The sequence below is a fragment of the Bradyrhizobium sp. NC92 genome, from assembly GCF_025200865.1.
GTDB lineage: Bacteria > Pseudomonadota > Alphaproteobacteria > Rhizobiales > Xanthobacteraceae > Bradyrhizobium.
Genome location: NZ_CP104171.1, coordinates 4,829,129 through 4,851,822, shown reverse-complemented (window position 1 = coordinate 4,851,822; position 22,694 = coordinate 4,829,129). Strand labels below are relative to the sequence as shown.

At 64.9% G+C, this 22,694-nt stretch carries 21 protein-coding genes; 15 read left to right on the top strand and 6 right to left on the bottom strand.

Annotation, left to right across the window (positions count from 1 at the left end; genetic code table 11):
* Nucleotide 1: 1 nt before the first annotated feature.
* Together N2602_RS22725 and N2602_RS22720 are read right to left on the bottom strand one after the other, a co-directional pair.
* Nucleotides 2-1,342 (bottom strand): polysaccharide deacetylase family protein, encoded by a 1,341-nt coding sequence (locus tag N2602_RS22725; RefSeq protein ID WP_260379460.1) that lies wholly within the window; start codon nt 1,340-1,342, stop codon nt 2-4.
* 157 nt (nt 1,343-1,499) lie between these two features.
* The gene (locus N2602_RS22720) at nt 1,500-2,306 is read right to left on the bottom strand and encodes a polysaccharide deacetylase family protein (RefSeq protein WP_260379459.1); all 807 of its coding nucleotides are present in this window, start codon (nt 2,304-2,306) and stop codon (nt 1,500-1,502) included.
* 83 nt (nt 2,307-2,389) lie between these two features.
* Between N2602_RS22720 and mgtE the strand changes: the two genes are divergently transcribed.
* The 4 genes from mgtE to N2602_RS22700 all read left to right on the top strand — a co-directional run bounded on the left by mgtE (nt 2,390) and on the right by N2602_RS22700 (nt 6,163).
* Nucleotides 2,390-3,811 carry a magnesium transporter gene (mgtE, locus tag N2602_RS22715; protein WP_172783333.1) on the top strand — a complete coding sequence of 474 codons (1,422 nt, stop codon included), beginning with the start codon at nt 2,390-2,392 and terminating at the stop codon, nt 3,809-3,811.
* Between the two features lie 181 nt (nt 3,812-3,992).
* Nucleotides 3,993-4,310: a DNA-binding transcriptional regulator gene (locus tag N2602_RS22710; protein ID WP_260379458.1), complete on the top strand. Its 318-nt coding sequence runs from the start codon at nt 3,993-3,995 to the stop codon at nt 4,308-4,310.
* Nucleotides 4,311-4,452: 142 nt separating this feature from the next.
* Nucleotides 4,453-5,271, top strand: coding sequence for an aldo/keto reductase (locus N2602_RS22705; protein ID WP_260379457.1), 819 nt, complete (start codon nt 4,453-4,455; stop codon nt 5,269-5,271).
* Nucleotides 5,272-5,320: 49 nt separating this feature from the next.
* A complete protein-coding gene (locus N2602_RS22700) occupies nt 5,321-6,163 on the top strand; it encodes a hypothetical protein (RefSeq protein ID WP_212255045.1) in 843 nt (280 codons plus the stop codon).
* Between the two features lie 99 nt (nt 6,164-6,262).
* On the opposite strand, the gene N2602_RS22695 is transcribed toward N2602_RS22700, so the two are convergent.
* Nucleotides 6,263-6,982 (bottom strand): DUF599 domain-containing protein, encoded by a 720-nt coding sequence (locus N2602_RS22695; RefSeq protein ID WP_172783337.1) that lies wholly within the window; start codon nt 6,980-6,982, stop codon nt 6,263-6,265.
* Nucleotides 6,983-7,104: 122 nt separating this feature from the next.
* Here N2602_RS22695 and N2602_RS22690 point away from each other — a divergent pair, with 122 nt between their 5' ends.
* From N2602_RS22690 to N2602_RS22675, 4 genes are all read left to right on the top strand, one after another.
* Nucleotides 7,105-7,767, top strand: coding sequence for a glutathione S-transferase family protein (locus tag N2602_RS22690; RefSeq protein ID WP_172783338.1), 663 nt, complete (start codon nt 7,105-7,107; stop codon nt 7,765-7,767).
* Nucleotides 7,768-8,072: 305 nt separating this feature from the next.
* Nucleotides 8,073-8,276 (top strand): hypothetical protein, encoded by a 204-nt coding sequence (locus N2602_RS22685; RefSeq protein ID WP_152033469.1) that lies wholly within the window; start codon nt 8,073-8,075, stop codon nt 8,274-8,276.
* Between the two features lie 156 nt (nt 8,277-8,432).
* Nucleotides 8,433-9,431 carry a hypothetical protein gene (locus tag N2602_RS22680; protein ID WP_260379456.1) on the top strand — a complete coding sequence of 333 codons (999 nt, stop codon included), beginning with the start codon at nt 8,433-8,435 and terminating at the stop codon, nt 9,429-9,431.
* Between the two features lie 42 nt (nt 9,432-9,473).
* Nucleotides 9,474-9,914, top strand: a complete 441-nt coding sequence (locus tag N2602_RS22675; protein ID WP_172783340.1) for a DUF1489 family protein — start codon at nt 9,474-9,476, stop codon at nt 9,912-9,914.
* Here N2602_RS22675 and panC read toward each other — a convergent pair.
* Nucleotides 9,911-10,762 carry a pantoate--beta-alanine ligase gene (gene panC / locus N2602_RS22670; RefSeq protein ID WP_260379455.1) on the bottom strand — a complete coding sequence of 284 codons (852 nt, stop codon included), beginning with the start codon at nt 10,760-10,762 and terminating at the stop codon, nt 9,911-9,913. The two genes, N2602_RS22675 and panC, sit on opposite strands and share 4 nt — an antisense overlap.
* Nucleotides 10,763-11,045: 283 nt before the next feature.
* Here panC and N2602_RS22665 point away from each other — a divergent pair, with 283 nt between their 5' ends.
* The 4 genes from N2602_RS22665 to N2602_RS22650 all read left to right on the top strand — a co-directional run bounded on the left by N2602_RS22665 (nt 11,046) and on the right by N2602_RS22650 (nt 14,891).
* The gene (locus N2602_RS22665; protein WP_172783342.1) at nt 11,046-11,969 is read left to right on the top strand and encodes a division plane positioning ATPase MipZ; all 924 of its coding nucleotides are present in this window, start codon (nt 11,046-11,048) and stop codon (nt 11,967-11,969) included.
* 346 nt (nt 11,970-12,315) lie between these two features.
* Nucleotides 12,316-13,176, top strand: coding sequence for an alpha/beta fold hydrolase (locus N2602_RS22660; protein ID WP_172783343.1), 861 nt, complete (start codon nt 12,316-12,318; stop codon nt 13,174-13,176).
* A 169-nt stretch (nt 13,177-13,345) separates the two neighbouring features.
* Complete coding sequence (locus tag N2602_RS22655; protein WP_260379454.1) at nt 13,346-14,095, top strand: VWA domain-containing protein; 750 nt, start codon at nt 13,346-13,348, stop codon at nt 14,093-14,095.
* A 70-nt stretch (nt 14,096-14,165) separates the two neighbouring features.
* The gene (locus N2602_RS22650) at nt 14,166-14,891 is read left to right on the top strand and encodes a DnaJ domain-containing protein (protein ID WP_172783345.1); all 726 of its coding nucleotides are present in this window, start codon (nt 14,166-14,168) and stop codon (nt 14,889-14,891) included.
* A gap of 232 nt (nt 14,892-15,123) precedes the next feature.
* On the opposite strand, the gene N2602_RS22645 is transcribed toward N2602_RS22650, so the two are convergent.
* Complete coding sequence (locus N2602_RS22645; protein WP_172783346.1) at nt 15,124-16,953, bottom strand: serine hydrolase; 1,830 nt, start codon at nt 16,951-16,953, stop codon at nt 15,124-15,126.
* A gap of 385 nt (nt 16,954-17,338) precedes the next feature.
* On the opposite strand from N2602_RS22645, the gene N2602_RS22640 reads away from it, so the two are divergent.
* Complete coding sequence (locus N2602_RS22640; RefSeq protein ID WP_212255052.1) at nt 17,339-17,677, top strand: phasin family protein; 339 nt, start codon at nt 17,339-17,341, stop codon at nt 17,675-17,677.
* Between the two features lie 72 nt (nt 17,678-17,749).
* Here N2602_RS22640 and N2602_RS22635 read toward each other — a convergent pair whose 3' ends face one another.
* Nucleotides 17,750-19,111 (bottom strand): TadE/TadG family type IV pilus assembly protein, encoded by a 1,362-nt coding sequence (locus tag N2602_RS22635; RefSeq protein ID WP_212255053.1) that lies wholly within the window; start codon nt 19,109-19,111, stop codon nt 17,750-17,752.
* Between the two features lie 478 nt (nt 19,112-19,589).
* Here N2602_RS22635 and clpS point away from each other — a divergent pair, with 478 nt between their 5' ends.
* Together clpS and clpA are read left to right on the top strand one after the other, a co-directional pair.
* Entirely contained in the window at nt 19,590-19,922 is a 333-nt protein-coding gene (gene clpS / locus N2602_RS22630) for an ATP-dependent Clp protease adapter ClpS (protein WP_172783349.1), read from the top strand.
* A gap of 289 nt (nt 19,923-20,211) precedes the next feature.
* On the top strand, nt 20,212-22,620 hold the full coding sequence (gene clpA / locus N2602_RS22625) for an ATP-dependent Clp protease ATP-binding subunit ClpA (protein ID WP_172783350.1): 2,409 nt from the start codon (nt 20,212-20,214) through the stop codon (nt 22,618-22,620).
* Nucleotides 22,621-22,694 lie beyond the last annotated feature (74 nt).

Below are 22,694 nucleotides of genomic sequence, written 5' to 3'. Positions count from 1 at the left end.
CCTAAGCGCGCTTCTTCAGGCTGGCGACGCGGGTCGGACGGGGCGCTGCGCTCTTGGAAGCGGCACCCTTGGAAGCGGCGCCCTTGGATGCGGCGTTCTTGGGTACGATGTCGACGGGCTGCGCGGCATGATCCGCTGCCGCCGGCGCCGCTTGGGCGGTCCTCCGCCCGTGCAGCTTGGCCGTCTTGCCCTTCGCAGCTCTGCCCTGTGCTGCCTTGTCCTTGGCCGGATGGGGCCTCTCCGCCGCCATGGCAAGCCGGGTCGCGGCGCGCCGCGACAAGGTCGTCGACAGCAGCACCTCGACCGAGCCTTCCGGAATCGCGAACAGATCGCGGCCGGGCACGGGCAGGGTGGATGCGAGGTCCATCTGGCCCTTGCTCCGGCGCGGCAGCAGCGACTGATGCTCGGCCTGCGCATTGAGGTCGGCGAGCGCGGGCGCCGGCAGCGTCTTGGTCTGCGTGAACACGAAATTCGGCACGCGCGGCCAGCGCGCGATCGGCGTCGTCTCCGATGGCGGATGCAGCAGCCATTCGACCTGCGTGGTCGGCGTCGCCGGCCGCTCGGCGGTGGCGGGCACCACATGCACGATGCGATAGCCGCGCGCCTTGAGGTCGCGGATGATCTTGGGCAGCGCCGCCACCGTGCGGGCCTGAATGTCATGCAGCAGCAGGATGCCCTTACCCTTGGCCTCCAGCCGCTGGATCGCGAGCTGGTAGACGCGGTCGGACGACACGTGCCGCCAGTCATCCGCCGGGAAGTCGGCGCTCCAGACCTGGATGCCCCGCGAGATCAGATGGTTCTCGACGCCCTCGGCGCGCATCAGGCCGGGAATGCGGAAGAACGGGGCGAGCTGCGAGGGATCGGTCATCGCGGCTGCGGTCCATTCGATGCCGCCATTGATCTCCGCCTCGGCCTTCTCGATCGGCATCCGGTCGAAGGTCAGGGGATGGTCCATGCTGTGCGTACCGACGGTGTGGCCCGCCGCCACCAGCTTGCGCACGCCGTCCGGATTGGCCTTGGCCTGGTTGCCGACGATGAAGAAGGTCGCCTTGATGCATTCGTCGGCGAGGATCTTGAGCACCTGGTTGGAATATTTCGGGATCGGACCGTCGTCGAAGGTCAGGACGACCTCATGGTCCTTCAGCGGCAGCGTCTCGCGGTACTGCATGGTGCCGATCAGCGGATGCTCGCGCGGATCGACAACGAGGGTGCGGGAGGTGCCGAGGGCGTCGGGGTGGCCGGGACAGTCGGCCGCAAGCGCAGCCGGCGAACCGACGGTGAGCATTCCCAGACAAAGGACGATCCACGATCGCGTCCGCAAAACAACGCTACTTCCGATCATGAACCTCGTCTGCCCCCATGCAATTGGCGCTTAGATAGGTCGGAGATGGCTCAAAACGGTTCAGCCGTAGCCGCCCTCATCTTTGCACGCCGTAGCATGAACAGAGTGTTAATTGCCCCCAAATCACCCCATTTTGCCCCGGCGTGACATTCCGGCATCAGCGCGTTTCGGCGCTTTTCTGTGATGCGCCAGCCGGTACGATGTGGACCACTCGATAGCCGTTCTCCCTCAGATACCGCAGAAACGCCGGCATCATTGCGGCCGTGCGCGCCTTGTTGTCGTGGAAGAGGATGATGCCCTTGCCGCTCGCGGCGAGGCGATCGGTGACGAGCTTCAATTGCTGCTCCGGCGTCATCTCCTCCCAGTCGCTGGCCCATAGATCGGCGCCGAACACAATGATGCCCCGCGACTGGAGCAGGTCGAGCTGTGCTTGTGTCGACTCGAAATAGGGGAAGCGGAAGAACGGCGTCGAAGGTGTCGTCGTCGAGGTTCCGTGCAGCGCCATTTCGTCCGCGGCAATGCCCCGGTCGATGTCGGCCATGGCCTTCTCGAACGGAATATGCCCCATGAACGGATGCGAGAAGGAGTGATGGCCGACGGTGTGGCCCTCGCGGGCGATGCGCTTGACCATGTCGGGATGCTCGGAGGCGTGCTGGCCGATCAGGAAAAAGGTCGCGCGCACGCATTCCCGTTCCAGCGCCGCCAGCACCTTCGACGTGGTCGGCGGGTTCGGCCCGTCGTCGAAGGTCAGCACGACCTCGCGATCGGCCAGCGGCAGCGTCTGCGGAAAGCTCTTCACGCCAACGCGCGGGTAGGTCTTGGGATCGACCCTGAGGACGCGCGAGGTGCCGAGTGCGTCCTTGCGCGGGCATTCGGCGGCCTTTGTCGCGGCAGTGCCGATGACGGTCGCGGCGAGCGCGCCCGTCATGGTCGAGGTCCACCTCAGTCGCAGCATCTTTGTCATTGCGCTCGGCTTTGCGTTGTGGGTATTGCCTGAACCCTCAGCTCATACCACCCGTTCCAACCTGTCAAACGGCGAGGCGCGCCATGGATGAACATATGGACGTTGCCCCATCCGCTGCGGATTCGGTACTCGACCACGTGCCGATGCGCAATGAAGACGGCGAAATTCGTCACGAATTCGTCGAGGAAATTGCCCGTGCGATCGAGGCCGGCGACAGTGCTGCGCTGCGTGCCTGCGTCGCGGAGCTGCACGAGGCCGATCTCGGCGATCTGATCGGCGCCCTCGAGCCCGACGATCGCGTCCGCCTGGTCGAGCTCACCGGCCGCGATTTCGACTTCTCGGCGCTGAACGAGGTCGATGAGACCGTGCGCGAGGAGATCCTCGAGGAGCTGCCGCCGGAGACGGTCGCCGAGGGCGTCCGCGAGCTCGAATCCGACGATGCGGTCGAGCTCTTGGAAACCCTCGACGCCGAGGAGCAGGAGGAGATCCTGGAGAAGCTGCCGCTCAAGGAGCGCGTCGCGCTCGAGCGCAGCCTGCTGTATCCGGAAAACTCCGCCGGCCGCCGCATGCAAACCGAGTTCATCGCCGTACCCCAGGATTTCACCGTGGGCCAGGCGATCGACTACATGCGCGAGACGCCGGATCTGCCCGACCGCTTCTACGAGATCTACGTCGTCGACAAGGAGCAGCACTGGCAGGGCGCGGTGCCGCTCGACGTGCTCCTGCGCACGCGCCGGCCGGTGGCGCTGACCGAGCTCACCGACGAGGACCGCCGCCGCGTCTCCGTCCTGGAGGACCAGGAGGAGGTGGCGCGCATGTTCGGCAAGTACAATCTCGTCGCCGCACCCGTGCTCGACACCCAGGACCGCCTCGTCGGTGTCATCACCGTCGACGACGTCGTCGACGTCATCGAGGAAGAGGCCGACGAGGACCTCAAGGCGCTCGGTGGCGTCACCAGCGACGAAGAGCTGTCGGATACCTTCCTCACCATCGCCCGCGGCCGTTTCAACTGGCTGCTGGTGAACCTCGCCACCGCGTTTCTGGCGTCCTCCGTGCTCGGCCTGTTCGAGGGGCAGCTGGAGAAGATGGTCGCGCTCGCGGTGCTGGCGCCGATCGTGGCGAGCCAGGGCGGCAATGCCGCCACCCAGACCATGACGGTGGCGGTGCGGGCGCTGGCGACGCGCGAGCTCGGCTCCTCCAACGCCTGGCGCGTGGTGATGCGCGAGGCCCTGGTCGGCCTCGTCAACGGCCTCGCCTTCGCCGTGATCACGGGCATCGCGGCGGTGGCCTGGTTCAAGATCCCGGGCCTCGGCATCGTCATCGGGCTCGCCATCATCTGCAACCTCGTCGCCGGCGCGCTCGGCGGCATCCTGATCCCGATGGCGCTGGATCGCGTGCGGGCCGACCCGGCGGTGGCGTCGGGCACCTTCGTCACCACTGTGACCGACGTCGTCGGCTTCTTCTCCTTCCTCGGAATTGCCACGCTCTGGTTCGGGTTGAAGTAGCGACGGCGCACGCTCTCTCCACGTCATTGCGAGCGTAGCGAAGCAATCCAGATTCCCTCCGCGGAAAGATCCTGGATTTCTTCGTCGCAAGATATGACGGGGGGACCCTCTTGCCCCGAGTGCGCTGCGTTTTTAATCCGACTTTAAGCGACCTGCCGCATCATCGCCTCTGCTTGGGGGAATGGGCATGCGGTTGCGGCTGAAGGCGGACGGACGGATCGTCGAATTGCGGGATGGGCAGGAATTTCCGGTCCAGCCGCGTTCGGTTGAGCCGAAGGCCCATGCGGCGCCGACTGATACCGGCCCGCTCGCAGTGCGCGATCTGCGCCGGCGCGCCTGCCTGACCCAGATGGAGTTCGCCGCCAAGCTCGGCGTTCCCGTCGAGACCATCCGCAACTGGGAGCAGGGCAAGCGCGCCCCGCGCGGCCCGGCCCGCGCGCTGCTGGCGGTGATCGCGCATGCCCCTGATACGGTGTTCCAGGCGCTCGCCAAGGCGTGACATCAAGGCGTGAAGCCTCGTGCGAACCTCCTGTTAGCATTGCCCTGAATATCCGTCCCGATAGCACTGACGTCCGTTGGCAACCAACACGGACGAGGTCCATAATGTCGACCGGGGCTGCCGCAACGGAAGAGGATTCCTCATGCTGTTCGTTGAGGCCAATGGCGCAAGGATCCCGGCGATCGGGCTCGGGACCTGGGAGCTGGAAGGGCGCACCTGCGCGCGCGTGGTCGAGCAGGCGCTACGGCTCGGCTATCGTCATATCGACACCGCGCAGGTCTACGACAATGAGCGCGAGGTCGGCGACGGCTTGCGCGCCTCCGGCGTGCGCCGCGACGACATCTTTCTCACGACCAAGGTCTGGACCAACCATTTCGCGCCCTATGATCTCGAGCGCTCGGTCAAGGAGAGCCTCGCCCGCCTGCGGCTTCCCTCGGTCGATCTGTTGCTGTTGCACTGGCCCAATCCCCACGTGCCGCTGGCGGAGACGCTGGGCGCGCTGTCGCATGCGAAGACGATGGGCCTGACCCGCCACATCGGCGTCTCCAATTTCACCGTGGCGTTGATCGAGCAGGCGGTCGCGCTGTCGGCGGAGCCGCTCGTCTGCAACCAGGTCGAATATCACCCCTATCTCGACCAGGCGAAGGTGAGGTTGGCCTGCGACCGGCATGGTCTTGCCCTCGTCGCCTACAGCCCGATCGCCAAGGGCCGCATCAAGTCCGATCAGACGCTGGCCGATATCGGTCGCCTCCACCGCAAGACGCCGGCGCAGGTCTGCCTGCGCTGGCTGGTGCAACAGAATGTCGCTGCGATCCCGCGCACCTCGCGCATCGAGCGCCTGTCGGAAAACCTCAAGATCTTCGATTTCGAGCTGTCGGAAGATGAGATGAGCCGCATCGCCGCGCTCGCCCATCCGAGGGGACGCCTAACCGATTTCGGCTTCGCCCCGAAATGGGATTGAGAGGGACCCGGGGTATGCTAGGACCACGGCGGCAACCCCAGATCGGTCCATGGAACTGCGGAAGATCATACGGACGGACATCGCGGCTTCGGCAATCGCCCATCTGACGCTGGTGGCGCTGATCATCGTGATCAGCGAGGTCCGTCCGTTTCAGAGCCGGCCGCCCGAGACTGTCACGGTCGACATCGTCACGCCGGAGCAGGTGAAGCATGAGGAAGCCAAGGCCGAGGAGAAGAAGGAAGAGGCGAAGCCGCCGGAGTCGCTTCCCGATCTGAAGCTGCCGAAGCCGGACGTCACCGACAAGGCCGAGGCATCGAAGCCCGCGGCCAAGCCGCAGGCGGCAGCACCATCACAGCAGGCCTCGCCCGAGCCGCAGCAGAAGCAGCCGCAACCCTCTCAGGCCGCGAAGCAGCGTGAACCCAACGCGCAGCCGCCACCGCAGACCGCGCCGCAGCCGGCCTATCAGGCCCCGCAGCCGGACGTCACCATCAAGTACGGGGTCATGCTGGGCCTGCCGCCCGAATTGCCGGTCGAGCCGAAAGGCGCCAGGGACGACGGCGGCGATGCCAACGATTCAATCGCTGCAAAGCTTCCGTCCGAGGTCATCGCGGAGCTTCGCCGTCATTTGCGTACCTGTGCCAAGCTGCCGGCCGGGGTCGCACCGACCGACAACGTCCGTGTCAAGCTGCGCACGGTGTTCGCCACCGACGGCACGCTGGCGCGCGAGCCCATCCTGATCGCGGCGCCGCCGTCCGCGAAGGGCGTGGCCATCGTCAAGTCCGCGACGAGCGCGCTGCAGAACTGCCAGCCATACAAGATGCTGCCGGCCAATTTGTACGAGGAATGGAAGGTGCTGGACCTGCCGTTCAGCCCGCGGGATTTTGGCGGATAGCGCGTAGTCTCGTAGTTGCCTCCGAGCAATCCGTGCGGCGCTGGGTCCCGGCTCTGCGAAGCAGCGCTTCGCGCTGCATTGCGTCCGGGACAAGAGAGATCAATGCCCGCGCTTCATTCCCTCGTCACCATTCACCACCACCTCCGGTGCCATCGCGGCCCAGGCGCTGGACGCGAACTGCCGTCGCCAGGTCACGACCACCACGGCTGCCGTGGTCACGAACAGCACCCAGGGACTGACGAACCAGCCGAGATAGCCGAGCGCGAAGAAGAAGGCGCGCTGGCCGCGGTTGAAGTGCCGGCCGGCGGATTCGAACAGGCGCGAGGTGCGGATGACGTGGGCTTCGGCCTCGGGCGTGTCGCGCTGCGAGGCCGGCGGCATGCCGCCGAACAGGATGGCGACATAGTTGAACAGGCGATAGGCCCAGGCGAATTTGAAGAAGGCGTAGACGCAGATCAGCACGAGGCCGACGCATTTCAGCTCCCACATCGCCGGCGAGGTGCTGAGGTCCATCGGCAGCTTGCTCAGGATCGTGATGGCGTCGTTGGTGGCGTGCAGCAGCGCCAGCGCGCCGCCGAGCGCGAACAGGCTGGTGGAGGCGAAGAAGGCCGTGCCGTTCTGCAGCGAGGCCATGATCTGCATGTCGACCATCCGCGTGTCGCGGTCGAGCAGCCGGCGCACCCAAACCTCGCGATAGCGGTTCATGCGCGCCGACAGGCTGTTGCGGGCATAGGCCGAGTGCTCCAGCGTCAGGGCATAGGCCAGCCATTCGATGATGAAGAAGCCGACGGCGGTAATGTCGACCCAATGCCTGCTCATGTCCGTCTCCTGGCAAGGATCGCAACGATTGCCACGCATGACGGGACGCAGCAACGATTGATTGGCGGCAGGCGATGGCGTTAAAAGCGGCTGCAACCGCAGGACTAATGAAGGACAGTGACATGGCTGCGCTAAAGCTCGCGATCGGCAACAAGAACTACTCGTCATGGTCGATGCGGCCCTGGCTCGCGCTCCGCGCCAACGACATCCCGTTCGTGGAGACGCTGATCCCGCTCTACACCGACGATCCCGCCGACAAGGAGCAGATCCTGTCCTTCAGCCGCGCCGGCAAGGTGCCGGTGCTGGTCGACGGCGACGTCACGGTGTGGGATTCGCTCGCCATCATCGAATACATCGCCGAGCGTTACCCGGAAAAGAAGCTGTGGCCCGACGATGTCGCGGCGCGCGCGCATGCCCGTTCGGTGTGCGCCGAGATGCATTCCGGATTCGTGCCGCTGCGCAACGAATGCGGCATGAACCTGCATCGGCCGATTGGTCCCGTGGCGCTGTCGGCGGACGCCAAGGCCAACATCGCGCGCATCGAGGAGCTCTGGCGCGAGTGCCGTACCCGCTATGGCGCGAAGGGGCCGTTCCTGTTCGGCCGCTTCGGTGCCGCGGACGCCATGTACGCCCCGGTCGTGCATCGCTTCCGCACCTATGCGATCGAGGTGGCGCCGGACACCAAGGCCTACATGGAGACGATGATGGCGCTGCCGGCGTTCCAGGAATGGACGCGCGACGGGCTGGCCGAAACGCTGGTCATTGCCAAGTTCGAGGACGCCTGACCGGAAGGTCTGACGGCGGCGGCCGGCCGCGTGCCGGCCGGCCGCCTCTCGGGGGTTGCAATGGGCGAGGGCCGTGGGATCGGGGGGCTGCGACACCGCCTGCGACATGCCGGGGGGAATGAGCCGCTCCGGCGGTACCATCGGCCCGCCGGCTGTCTCCTATCATTCTGAAATGACTGCAAAATCCGAGCGCGTGCCATGCCGGCATGGCGCTGGCCAAAACGGCGCGACGCGTGCTATACAGCGGCCCGGGTTTCCGGCCGCCATCGCAGTGGGACACTGGGCGAGGCGGCGCTGTTTGAGTGATGGAGAGGGTGTTGAAGCACAAATTCCCCGTGGGAACGCGCGTCCTGTTCACGGCCAGCAATGTCGCGCGTCCGGCTGCGAGCGGCGCGTATGAGGTTATCCGTCTGCTTCCGACCGACGGCGACGACTGCCAGTACCGGATCAAAAGCTCGACCGAAGCCTTCGAGCGCGTTGCCAAGGAAAGCCAGCTCGCGCTCTCCTGAACGCCGACGCCGTCAGCGCATAGGCGCCTCCCCGGGATTGTATTCTGCCGCCGTCAAAAGGCCCGCTTCGCCTTCACAAGGTGAGCCGGGGGCAGTCGCCGACTCGCGGTGCTCGCTTGACCATCCGCTCTTTGCTCGCGTGAGGGGACGTCGCGCATGAACTGGGCATGGGCCACTTCGCTCGACCAAATCTGGCGTTCGCCGGCCTTCCCGATGTGGATGACGCTGGCGGCTGCCGGATTCTTCGGATTGATCCTCCTGATCACGCTGCTGCGCGCCGACAGATCCGTCGCCAACGGGGCGCTGACCGTCATCACCCTGCTATCCATCGTGATCGCCGGTGCAGCCACGATGCGTCTCTATGGACCGGAGGCGTCGTCCGCTCCGGCCGAGGCGCGCGCACAAGCTGTGGTGACGGCGAGCATGCCTGCGCTGTCCTGTCTCGACGATCTCGCTGGCGATGTCGTCGCCGCCGGCTGCGAGAAGGCGCTGTTCGGCGCGCCTGATGCTGCGGCTGCGGCAATCTCCTCCACGGCGGCCAGGATCGACCGGCTGACTGCGCTCGGCGACGTCGCCACGGCCGAGAAGAGCCTGACACTCGACATGAAGGTGCTGCGCAAGTCGCTCGAGCGCGATCGCTACGGCCTCGTTGCGCATGTGCTGGTGGCACGCGATGGCTGCACGCAGTTCGATTGTGCCGCGTTCCGCTCGCTGACCGACCAGCAGCAGGTCGCCGCCAACATGGACTCCCATCTCTACGACACGCTGGTGGCGCGCTATGCGCCGACCTGGAACGCGCCCGCTGCAGCGCCGGCGATGGCGGCCAACGCCGCGCTCGCCGGACTGCCGCCGTCGGTGCCGACGGGCAAGCCGACCAATGCCGAGTTCCCGAGCGCGTCCTCGACGCCGCCGGTGAGCATCATGAATCCGGAGCCCACGGCGGCGACGCGCCAGGCCGCGCCGGCCGCGAATGCGGCGGCGGCACCGCGTGCGCCGGCCGCAGCCTCCGCACAGGCCGCCGCGCCTTCGGCATCAAGCCCGCCGGCCGCGAAAAAACCGCCGGCCCAAAAGGCTGCACGTGCGCCTGCCACGCCGGTTCCGCTCGCGCCGCCGCCGGCCTCGACGGCTGCTCCCGCGCCTGCGGATAACGAGTAGATCGGCATTCCAAATGCGCGGCTGCCCGGCTAATGCTTGGGCATGCCACTCCATCTGATCAAGCTCGCCGTCGGCTGCGACTCCGTCAAGGAATTGAAGGAGTGGGTGGCCGAACGGATGCAGACCGCCAAGAAGAAGGGTCTGCCGCAACATCACATCCACATCACCCGCATGGTCCCCAAGCGCGACGCCGAGATCCTCGCCGGCGGTTCGCTGTACTGGGTGATCAAGGGCGAGATCGCCGCGCGCGAAAAGATCATCGCCATCGAGCCGTTCCGCGACAAGGATGGCATCGGGCGCTGCCGCATCGTGATGCAGCCGAAGGTGATCTCGGTGTCGCCGCGGCCGATGCGCCCGTTCCAGGGCTGGCGTTATCTGACTGATGATTCGGTACCGGCCGATCTCGGCAAGTCCGCGGCGGGCTCGATTGCGGCGATGCCGGAGCCGATGCGGCGCGAGCTGCGTGACCTCGGGCTGCTCTAAACCGCGATATTGTCGATCAGCCGGGTGGTGCCGAGCTTGGCCGCGACCAGGATCCGCAACGGGCCGTCCTTGCGCGAGGTAACCTTTGCCAACGTCTCGGCGTGGCGCAGCTCGAAATAGTCGAGCGCAAGGCCGGCCGACTTGATCATCGCGGCGCCGCCCGCCATCGCCGGCGCAATCGCATCGCCGGCACGGATGCGCCCGGCGCTCTCTTTCATGGCGCGGTAGAGGACGGTGGCGGTCTGGCGCTCCTCGGGCGAGAGGTAGACGTTGCGCGAGGACATCGCGAGTCCGTCGCGCTCGCGCACGGTGCGGGAGCCGATCACCTTGACGCCGAGGTCGAGGTCGCGCGCCATCTGCGTCACCACCCGCAATTGCTGGAAATCCTTTTCGCCGAAGATCGCGACATCCGGCCGGCACTGCGTGAACAGCTTGCCGACGACGGTGGCAACGCCGCCGAAGAAGTGCGGACGGAAGCGGTCCTCGAGGCTGGCGAGCGCCGGCCCCTCCGGCACGATGCGGGTGGCAAAGCCCTCCGGATACATGGCCGCGACGCCGGGATGCCAGACGATATCGACGTCCTCGGCCGCGAGCTTGGCGATGTCGGCCTTCCAGGTGCGCGGATAGGCGCCGAAATCCTCGGTCGGGGCGAACTGGGTCGGGTTGACGAAGATCGACACCACGACGCGGCTGGCGCGCCGCCTGGCGAGGCGAACCAGCGACACATGCCCGTCATGGAGCGCCCCCATGGTCGGGACCAGCGCGATCGTGGCCTTTCGCTTGCGGAGATCGTCGACGGCGCGTCGCAGGGCAGGGACCGTGCGAGCGATCAATGGGCGTGCTGACATCGGGACTCGACGGATTGGAAAGCGGCGCAGGTGCGGGCCTCGCGCCCGGCCAGCTAACCTTAACAAGCGGAGATCGTGGACGCTATGCATCCGGATGCGGCACAGCATCCCGCGCAAGGCCGCGCAAAACGTCGCGACATTGTGGGCTGGATCACAGACGAAAGACGGCGCCGCGATACATCGTGAGAACGGCGCATTGCAATTTGCATTACCTGTCACGCATTTCACTTGACCGCTGACGCGGTCAACTCGAAGATATTCGCCAGGGGCGTTGAGGATCACCATGCTTGTGCAGGCTAGCCAAGGCCAATCCGGCTCGGCGCATGTGGTCGTGCTCGGCAACGAGAAGGGCGGCTCCGGCAAATCGACCACCGCCTTGCACATCGCCGTTGCACTCCTGAAGGCTGGTCAGCGCGTCGCCACCATCGACCTCGACTGCCGCCAGCAGAGCTTCACGCGCTACATCGGCAACCGGTCTGCCTGGGCCCAGCGTACCAAGCTCGATCTCGAGCTTCCGGTGCATCGCTGCATCAAGCTCGGCGAGACCATGCAGATTGCCGAGAATGAGAATTCCGAGTTCCAGCAGTTCATGGAAGCCGTCTCGGCGGTCGAGAGCAGCTTCGACTTCATCGTCATCGATACGCCCGGCACCGACAGCTATCTGATGCGGCTCGCGCATTCGATGGCCGATACCCTGGTCACGCCGATCAACGACAGCTTCCTCGATTTCGACGTGCTCGGCACGGTCGATCCCGCGACTTACGCGGTGACGGGCGAGAGCCACTATGCCGAGATGGTGCGTGATGTCAGGCGCAAGCGACGCCAGCTCGACGGCGCCACCACCGACTGGATCGTCGTGCGCAACCGCCTGTCCATGCTCGGCTCGCGCAACAAGCAGCTCGTCGCCGAGGGCCTGAAGGATCTGTCGCTGCGGCTTGGCTTCCGCTACGTCGACGGCTTCGCCGAGCGCGTCGTCTACCGCGAATTCTTCCCGCGCGGGCTGACCGCCCTGGACGAGATCGACGAGGCCACACTCGGCATGCGGCCCAATCTCGGCCATCTCACAGCGCGGGAGGAGGTGACGAGCCTGCTCCGCCAGCTCAAGCTCCCGCTCGACGAGCGCGGCCGCCGCCGCGCGGCCAACCGGGCCGAGTGGTTCAGCCAGGTCGACAAGCCGCTCGAGGTCCACGATATCCTCGGCGCCTGACGTCGCGGTATATCGTTACTCCCGACCGATCCGAGTCTGTCGGCTGGCGCGGGAACCCGGGCGGCGCCGCGCGCGTTTTCACCCTGCATTTACTGCGAAGTCGAACCCGATCGAGACCGGTTGCGTCGAATAGGGACCTGCACGCTGACGTAGCGGTATGAGAATGGGGTGCTTACGAAACGAGTGCGACGCACAATGAAAGGGCTGCCGGTTCACAACATTTAGCCTTCCTGTCACGCTGCTGTGACATATATTAGGGAATAGGCGACAAGGGGACGAAGAGCCCCGGAAGAACACGATTTTCAACAGGGATTCAGGCCGCTTAGGCCTGAGGCTGAGGACGAAAATGAAGCGTGGAATTGCCGTTCTGGTTTCGGTCAGTGCCCTCTGCGGCATCGCCTATTTCACGGCGAGCAAGTGGGCGATCAAGCACGAGACCATCACATTCTACGACGCCTCTCGCGACAACCGTCCGGTGCCCGTCTCCATCGCGGTGCGGCGCGACAAGGAAATGCAGGCCAATGCCGGCATGATCAAGCTGCCCGTCGCAGTGATCAATCACGGCAACACCGTCAAGAACACCGAGTACGGCTTCCTCGCCAACGCCTTCGCTGCGCGCGGCTACATGGTCGTAAGCCCGCAGCACGATCTGCCGACTGATCCTCCGATGGTCACGAAGCCCGGCGAGCTCTATGTCGGCCGGCTGCCGCAAATTCTGCGTGGCGTCGCCAACATCCATCTCGCCATGCAGGAGATGAAGAAGGTTCAGGCCAACGCCGACTACGACAAGGTGACGATGGTCGGCCATTCCATGGGCGGCGACATCACCATGTACTTCGCCAAGCAATATCCGGACGAGGTCAAGAAGGTCGTCACGCTCGACAATCTGCGCGTGCCCTTCGTCACTGCCGGCAAGTTCAAGATCCTGTCGTTCCGCTCCCAAGATCCGCAGTTCAAGGCCGACGCCGGTGTGATTCCCACCGACGAGGAATGCGAGAAGGCGGGCATTCAGGTCGTGAAGACCGAATTCCAGCACAACGACATGCGCGATACCGGTCCGGATGTGGCGAAAAGCTCGATCCAGAGCATGCTCGACAAGTTCCTGAGCACGACGGACAGCGAGATCGCGCCGGTCGACACGCAATCGGCCCCGCCCAAGATCCTCGAGCCGGGCCCTGTCGCTCTGATGGCACCCGCCAAAAGCTGACTGACAGCAGCTGACCGACAGCAGCTAGGCCACAAGAGCTGACCGAGCTGACGTCAGCTCGGTTGCACCAATCGTCGAAGCCTCCGCCGGCGCCCGCCCGCGGAGCTTTGCGCATTGACCGGGCCGCATGTGCTGACCACATTAGCTGCTGACGCAAGGTGTAGCTGCGATGTCGGGCGAACCCATCAAACCGCGCGGCCGCGATGCCGTCTCGGCGCAAGCAGACGGCGCATTGCCGCAAGCGAAAACCTCAACCTCGGAAGACATCGCCGCGTTCGTCGCCAAGGCGCGGGCGCTCTCGCCGCATGCGCCGGGCGCGAGGGGACGGCTGATCTTCGCACTGGATGCGACGATGAGCCGGCAGCCGACCTGGGACATGGCGTGCGCGCTCCAGGCCGACATGTTTCGCGAGACCGCGGCACTCGGCAGTCTCGACATCCGGCTGGTCTACTATCGCGGCTTCAACGAGTGCCGTGCCACGGGTTGGATTTCCGACAGCGCCAGGCTGGCGACACTGATGGGCAAGATCGATTGCCGCGGCGGCGATACCCAGATCGGCAAGGTGCTGAGCGAGGCCAGGCGCGAGGCAGTCGCATCCGGCGTGCGGGCCGTGGTCTTCGTCGGCGATGCCATGGAGGAAGACATCGACGAGCTCTCCGCCAAGGCCGGCGAGCTCGGCATGCTCAAGGTGCCCGTATTCGTGTTTCAGGAGGGCCACGACGCGGTCGCCGAACAGGCCTTCCGCGAGATCGCGCGCCTGACGGGCGGTGCCTGGTGCCGGTTCGATCCGGGTGCGGCGGCGCAGCTGCGCGAGCTGTTGCGGGCCGCTGCGGCCTATGCCGCCGGCGGACGCGAGGCGCTGCTGAAACTGGCTGGAAGCGTGAGCGGCGCGGCGAAGCTGATCAGCCAGATGAAGTAGCGGTCGGGGCGGCGCGGCATGCGGCGGTGGACGCCATGCTTTTTGACAAGAGGACGACTATATTCCGGCCATGACCCTGATCGCCGGCGCTGTCGCCGTTATCACGCTTTACCTGCTGCTCCAGACGTTCCGCTCCGCCAATCCGGCGGTGCTGGCGCGCACAATTAAATTCGGCGGCGGCGTGCTGGCGCTGGCGGTTGCGGCCTTCACCGGCTTGCGGGGCGAGCTGGCGGTTGCGATCCCGCTCGGAATTTTCGGCGCCGGGCTGCTCGGCTGGACGCCATTGGCGAATGCCGGCTTCGGCAATGTCGGCGGGCTGTTCGGCGGCGGTGCGACGCGCCCGTCCGGGCAGGCGTCGCGGGTGCGCTCGCAATTCCTGGACATGCGGCTGGACCACGATTCCGGCCAGCTTTCCGGCCAGATCGTCGCGGGGCCTCACGCCGGGCGCAGTCTCGATGAGTTCGATCTCGCCGGCTTGCTCGCAATAGTCCCGACGTTCGACGCCGAGAGCGTGGCCTTACTTGAAAGCTATCTGGACCGCCGGTTTCCCGCTTGGCGTCAGAACGCGCAGGGCGATGCGGCAGGGCGGCAGCGCCGCACGGCGGCGAGCGGCAAAATGACGGCGGAGGAAGCCTATCAGATCCTTGGCTTGCAGCCGGGAGCGGGGCGCGACGACATCAGCCGGGCCCACAAGTCCCTGATGAAGAAACTCCATCCCGACCAGGGGGGCTCGACGTATCTCGCTGCCCGGGTAAACGAGGCCAAGGATACTCTGCTTCGCACGCATAACGGCTAACTCCGGCACTACGCTACAAACGCCCGTACCGCGTGAGCTCCGTTTGCTCTGTCTGACGTCGCCCGCCCTTGTCGGCGTGGTCGATCCCTTGAGCAAAATTTTAACCGTAAATCCTTGACGAGAGGTTGTCGTGGAACAGCCTGGTCCCGAACAGCCTCGGCGTTACCGCCTCACCAAAACGAAAATGCCCGCGCAAGGCGCGGGCATTTTTGATTTGGAGCGGAGAAGGAGATCAGTTGCGAACGGTGATGCAGGAGATCTCGGCGCGCTTCAAGGTGCGGCAGACGGCTTCGGCCTGGTCGCGCTCGAGCCCGGCGAAGCGGGCGCGGTAGAGCTTGCGATTGTCCTTGGCGACGACGGGCTCGGTGAACGGGTCAGCCTTGCTGAGCAGGCCGCGGGCCGAGTTGCGGGCCGCGTCGATGCGCTGCTGAGCTTCGTTCTCGCTCTCGAGCGCGCCGACCTGGACGATCCAGCCGCTGTGGGTGACGGCGGGCTTCGTGGTCGCGCTCATCTGCATCGGCTGCGGCGCCGGGTCGGCGGACGCGAGCTTCGGAGCGGCGGGAGCGGGCGCGGCAGCGGTTGCGGCCGGGAGCACGCCGAGGATGCCGTTACCGGTGCCGAAGCCGGCCGGCTGACGCGGCAGTTCGGTGCGGGCCATCTCGGCCTTCGGCGCTTCCGGCTGGCTCACCGCCTCCGGCTTGTTGATGAGATCTGCCCTGGCGACGACGGCGCCGGAGGTTTCCGCGACGTCGGAACGGGGCGGGACGGTGCTGGTGACCGGCGGCGCAACGACCTGAGCCGGAGCCGCGGAGGCGACCTTCACGGCGCCGGCCTTGACCTGAACCGTCTTGACCCGAACCGGCTTCATCGGCTCGGACGAGCCGGGGATGATGGAGAGCGGCTGGCTCGAGATCACGCCATTGGTGAGCGGCGCCGGCTCCACCTTGGACTCCGTCGGCCGAACTTCGGGTTTGGGCTGAGCGGGCGGCATCGCCGCAGTCGCTGCGGCCAGCGTCGACAGGCGCGCGGCGAGGCGCGAGGGGGCAGCTTCGGGAGCAGGGGCCTGGACCTGCGGGGCGGGACGTGCCGGCGTGTCCGAGGCATCGGCGACATCGGTGTTGGCTTCAGCGCCGTTGCGCTCCGTGACTGCGACGACGGTGCGGACGGTCGCGCCCTTTTCGAGGTTCTCCGCGAGCAGGTTGCGCATGATGGCGTCGCGCGAGCCGCCGCTGCGGCCGCCGAGCACCACGCCGATCAGGTGGCGGTTGCCGCGCCGCATCGAGCTGACGAGGTTGAAGCCGGAGGCGCGGGTGTAGCCGGTCTTGATGCCGTCCACGCCCTCGACGCTGCCGAGCAGGTGATTGTGGTTGCGGATCGACTGTCCGCGCCAATTGAACGTCGAGGTCGCGAAATAGCGATAGTACCGGGGGAAGCGCTCCTGAATGGCGCGACCCAGCGTGGCCTGGTCGCGCGCGGTCGTGACCTGCTCGTCGTTGGGGAGGCCGTTGGCGTTGCGGTAGACCGTCTTGGACATGCCGAGCGAGCGCGCCTTCCGCGTCATCATCTGGGCGAAGTCGTCTTCATCTCCGGCGATCGCTTCCGCGATTACCACGGCTGCGTCGTTGGCAGAGCGGGTGACGAGGCCCTTGATTGCGTCTTCGACGCGAATGGTCTGGCCGGCACGCAGATTAAGCTTGGTCGGATCCTGGTCGGCGGCGTGCTTGGACACCGGCATCTCGGTGTCGAGCTTCATCCTGCCGGATTCGAGACGCTCGAACAGCAGATAGAGCGTCATGATCTTGGTCAGCGACGCCGGATGGCGGATTCCGTCAGGGCTTGTCGCCTGGAGCACCGCGCCGGAATTGCCGTCGACGATGATGGACGCGAATTTCGGGCTGGAGCTCTCGGACACATCGCGCTGCACCCGGTGGTGCGCATAGTGTCGACGATGGCGCCGCGCCTCGGCTGCGTCGGTGGTGAAGATGACTGCGGTGGTGACCGTAAGAAGCCCGAAAACGCCAACCCGCGCCAAGCGCGAGGAAGACAAGTTTTTACGAAGCATGGAACCCCGTCCCCGTTTCTGACTTGATCACCGGCTCGTGAGGCGAAATTGTGCCCAACGGACCCGGGATCATTACCTGCTCAGGCTGTCCCTCCGCTGGTGTTCGCCGCGGGGGACGTTGGACCCGAGCCGCTGTTCTGGCTAAGGTGATGTTCTCAAACGGCTTTTGGCCGCTCGCGGAAGTGAACACGTCCAGGGAATCAAAGTAGGGTGGGCCGGTTTCCAAAAGCTTAAGGAACCCTTGCGGGAAACCCGGGAATCTCTGCAATTTGCGCCTAGTTTTGTGCGACGCACAAGATTCTTGACTTTTTTGTGCGTTGCACTAATTTTGGGCGGAGTCAGGGAGCCGGGGCTTCCCGACGCGAGCCAGGGAAAAGGATCCGAAATGTTCAAGGTTGAAGACTTCCAGAACTACGGGAAAGAGCAGTTCGAGCAGTGCGTTGCCTCCGCGACCTCGGTGCAGCATGGCATCCAGGCGATCGCCAGCGCCTATGGCGACTACACGAAGAAGTCGTTCGAAGACACCAAGTCCTTCGTCGAGAAGCTTTCCGGCGTGAAGTCGCTGGACAAGGCGATGGAAGCGCAGACCGATTTTGCCCGTTCCGCCTACGAAACCTTCGTTGCGGAATCGCAGAAGATCGCCGGCCTCTACAGCGACCTCGCCAAGCAGGCGTTCAAGCCGGTCGAGACCATGGTGTCGAAGTTCACCCCGGCCGCCCAGTAACGTCTCGAGACATCCTGGAATCGAAAAGCCCGGCTGAACAGCCGGGCTTTTTATTGTGAGCGATGGGACCCGTCAGCGTGCGACGCGCAGCTTCGACAGTGACGTGCCGATGTCCTTGAACACCGATACGGTCTGGCTTGCCGAGGTGACCAGATAGAACTTGTCGCTGCTGCTGGCGCAATATTGCAGCACGCTCGAGGTCGGATCGCTGCCGGTGTTCACCTGCACCGTGTAGATCGTGATGTTGTTGGGCTGGGCTTTGGCGTTGTCGCAGAGCAGCTTCTGTCGGTCGTCGATCTGCGAAGCACCGCTGTACCAGCGGTTTTGTGTGTTGAGACCGTCGGAGAGCAGGACGATCGCGTCCTTGTAGGTGTAGTTCGTGTCTTTGGCCGGTGCATTCATGGGCTCGCCCGTCGACAGTGTCATCCAGCCCCAGGCAAGGCCGATGCCCTGGTTGGTGTTGCCGGTCGGAACCAGATTGTCGATCAGAGACTTGAGCGCGGTCCAATCGTAGCTGAGCGGCATGACGGGCTGGATGTATGCCGAATTGCTGGAGTTGCAGTAGGAATATTGCTCGGCCGGGAAAAGCGTCGCGGAATTGCTGCTCACCGGAGTCGTGTTCTTGGTATCGTAGTCCTGGTCGCGGTCAGTGATGCAGCCGGTCCACTTGTTGTGGTTCTTCGGCGTCCAGGTCTTGCCGGCACTCACGCAGCTTGACTGTTGTTTGTACGAATTGTCGCTGCAGCTGCCATTCACCGCTTCCCAGTCGCTCCAGTCGATCCAGGACTTGTCATAGTTGCTGCTGCCGACGTTGACGTCCTTGGAAAACGGTACGATCGAGATGTAGACGTCGCCGTTGGTCTTCGCGAGCGCGCTGAGTTGATCGACCAGGTTCTTCGCGGCCGTCTGCATCGCCGGCATCTTGCCGTCGGACGCCATCGATCCCGTGACGTCGAGCACCAAGGCCACGCGCATGCGCGTCAGGCCCCAGGCGCTGGTGGATGAGGTGCCGACGTCGAGCGTAGGGAAGCCGGCGATCTTCATGAAGCTGGTCGTGTAGGTGCCGGTTCCGGTCAGCTGGATCGTCGAGCCGATGCTGGTGCTCGAGTTATAGGTGGCGCCGACGCTAACCGACGGCAGGGTCTTGGTGTCCGTGAACAGGGCGTTGAAATAGGTTTGCGCTTTGGTGGAGATCTGTGACGTCGTGATGGTGCCGGCCGACAGATCCCTGGAAAGCATCAGCGCGGTGGAGTCGAGGGCTGACTGCATCGCGGTGCGCGCCTGGGCCGCGCGGCTATAGTCGATCGCCGCGCCGACAAAGCTCAGCACCGGAACGAGCGCAATGGCGAAGATCACGGCGATATTGCCTTGCTCGGCCGCTGCGAAACGGGCGAGTTGTCGACCGAGGCGGCTGACGAGGGGCAGACCAGACATGACGATCCCCGAAATCGGTGTTTTGCCCGATTTCGCGCTACGTCATTGAATGGCAGGTAAATTGGACCGTAGAAAACCGGAGCCTTCTGCCGAAAACCGTCCCGTGCGGGCTAACGGCCGGGTTCCTGGTCAACATGTTCTAAGCGTGCCGCGCGGAAATTTTTGTCAAATCGCTCCGGATTGATTAACCTCATCAGGATCGCCCGGACCGGGAATCGGGACTGCTGCGACCGCATGGGCCGGACCCCCGCGTGCTTGCGGCGGGCCGGGGGCAGGGCCATATTGCTGGCGAGCGATCCGGCCTGAACCGGATTTGTCGGGAGCGGCGATCCAAGGCGGCGCGCCTGCGCCAGGCTCCGAAGGAGGGGTCGCGCAGTGACCGCCATTCGCTTCCGTGGGGAATTTGAACGCCTGTGCCATGCTGCAATTGACTTCCAGCCTTGATCTGTCCGCGCCAGCCGCCGCCGACGCGCCTCGTATGAGCAATGACGACAACCGTCCGGGCACTCCCTCGGGTCCGAGCACGTCGGTCATCACCAAGGTCAAGCCGAAGACCAAGCGGCCGAACCTGTACCGCGTGCTGATCCTGAACGACGACTACACGCCGATGGAGTTCGTCGTTCACGTGCTGGAGAAGTTCTTCAACAAGGACGTCGAAGCCGCAACCAAGATCATGCTGCACGTCCATCATCATGGCATCGGGGAGTGCGGCGTGTTCACCTACGAGATCGCCGAGACCAAGGTGACGCAGGTGATGGATTTCGCCCGCAAGCACCAGCACCCGCTGCAATGCGTGATGGAAAAGAAGTAAGCCCGGCCTGCGGCGCGTTTGAAGGCGGGGCTCCTGCAACCCGCGGTGTGATTGTCGCGTGACGGCTGCGCGCGATGGCGGTCGCAGCTGGCAAAACTACGGAATTCTGCGCTGGCGCCGATCCCGCCCAAATCGGAACGGGTTTTGCATTGAAAATAGCCCAGGTGGCTAGCTGCCGAGTCGCGGAACCGGTCTTTCGCCGCGATCTTGTATAACTATATGTGACAAAGGTTGTTGTTGCCTGACCGGGCGATGGCGATCATGATGGTGGGGGCCATAGAGGACGCGAATGCCGACTTTTTCCCAAAGCCTTGAACAATCCCTGCATCGTGCGCTGGCGATCGCAAACGAGCGTCATCACCAATACGCGACGCTCGAGCATCTCTTGCTCTCCTTGATCGACGACTCCGATGCAGCCGCCGTCATGCGCGCCTGTAGCGTCGATCTCGACAAGCTCCGTACGAGCCTCGTCAACTACCTTGAGACCGAATTCGAAAACCTGGTGACGGATGGCGCCGACGATGCCAAGCCGACCGCCGGTTTCCAGCGCGTGATTCAGCGCGCGGTGATCCACGTCCAGTCGTCCGGTCGCGAAGAGGTGACCGGTGCCAACGTGCTGATCGCGATCTTCGCCGAACGCGAGAGTCATGCCGCCTATTTCCTGCAGGAGCAGGACATGACGCGCTACGACGCGGTCAACTACATTAGCCACGGCATTGCCAAGCGGCCGGGCGTCTCCGAGGCGAGGCCCGTGCGCGGCGTCGACGAGGAGACCGAGACCAAGGGCAACGAGGACGCCAAGAAGAAGGGCGAGGCGCTCGAGACCTATTGCGTCAACCTCAACAAGAAGGCGCGCGACGGCAAGATCGATCCGGTGATCGGACGCAATTCCGAAATCAACCGCGCGATCCAGGTGCTGTGCCGCCGGCAGAAGAACAATCCGCTGTTCGTCGGTGAAGCCGGCGTCGGCAAGACTGCGATCGCAGAAGGCCTCGCCAAGCGCATCGTCGACAGCGAGGTGCCGGAGGTGCTGGCGGCCGCGACCGTGTTCTCGCTGGACATGGGCACGCTGCTGGCCGGCACGCGCTATCGTGGCGACTTCGAGGAGCGCCTGAAGCAGGTGCTCAAGGAGCTCGAGGCGCATCCCAACGCCATCCTGTTCATCGACGAGATCCACACCGTGATCGGCGCGGGCGCGACGTCGGGCGGGGCGATGGATGCCTCGAACCTGCTCAAGCCTGCGCTCGCCTCGGGCACGATCCGCTGCATGGGCTCGACCACCTACAAGGAATACCGCCAGCACTTCGAGAAGGACCGCGCGCTGGTGCGGCGCTTCCAGAAGATCGACATCAACGAGCCGACCGTCGAGGATGCCATCGCGATCCTCAAGGGCCTCAAGCCGTATTTCGAGGACTACCACCGGCTGAAGTACACCAATGAGGCGATCGAGGCTGCGGTGCAGCTCTCCTCGCGCTACATCCACGACCGCAAGCTGCCCGACAAGGCGATCGACGTGATCGACGAGTCCGGCGCGGCGCAGATGCTGGTCGCCGAGAACAAACGCAAGAAGACCATCGGCATCAAGGAGATCGAGACCACGATCGCCTCGATGGCGCGGATCCCGCCGAAGAGCGTGTCGAAGGACGATGCCGAGGTGCTGAAGCATCTCGAGCAGACCCTGAAGCGCACGGTGTTCGGCCAGGACAAGGCGATTGAATCGCTTGCCGCCTCGATCAAGCTTGCACGTGCGGGCCTGCGCGAGCCGGAGAAGCCGATCGGCTGCTACCTGTTCTCGGGGCCGACCGGCGTCGGCAAGACCGAAGTTGCCAAGCAGCTCGCGGCGTCGCTCGGCGTCGAGCTGTTGCGCTTCGACATGTCCGAATACATGGAGCGGCACACCGTGTCGCGCCTGATCGGCGCGCCTCCCGGCTATGTCGGCTTCGACCAGGGCGGCCTGCTCACCGACGGCGTCGACCAGCATCCGCATTGCGTGGTGCTGCTCGACGAAATCGAGAAGGCGCATCCCGACCTCTACAACGTGCTGCTCCAGATCATGGATCACGGCCGGCTCACCGACCACAACGGCAAGCAGGTCAACTTCCGTAACGTGATCCTGATCATGACCACGAACGCAGGCGCTTCGGATCTCGCCAAGCAGGCGTTCGGCTTCACGCGCTCGAAGCGGGAAGGCGACGATCACGAGGCGATCAACCGCCAGTTCGCGCCGGAATTCCGCAACCGTCTCGATGCCATCGTCTCGTTCGGCCATCTCAGCGTCGAGGTGATCGGCACCGTGGTCGAGAAGTTCGTGCTTCAGCTCGAGGCGCAGCTCGGCGACCGCGACGTCACCATCGAGCTGTCTGAGCCGGCCAAGGCCTGGCTGGTCCAGCATGGCTACGACGAGCAGATGGGCGCGCGTCCCATGGCTCGCGTGATCCAGGAGCACATCAAGAAGCCGCTGGCCGACGAAGTGCTGTTCGGCAAGCTGAAGGGCGGCGGCCACGTTCGCGTCGTGCTCGTCAAGGACGAGACCGACGAGACCAAGGAGAAGATCGGCTTCGAGTTCGTCGAGGGTCCGGTCACGCCGAAGCAGGAGAAGCTGCCCGGCGCCCGCAAGCGTCCGCCGGGCAAGTCCAAGCCGGGCGGCCCCGGCGGCTCGAAGGGGCCGACCTCGAAGGGCCCGCTGGTCAAGGTCTGATCGGCACTGATGAAATCGAAAAGGCCGGCTGCGAAGCCGGCCTTTTTGCTGCTTGGTAGTTACCGGGTTAGAGC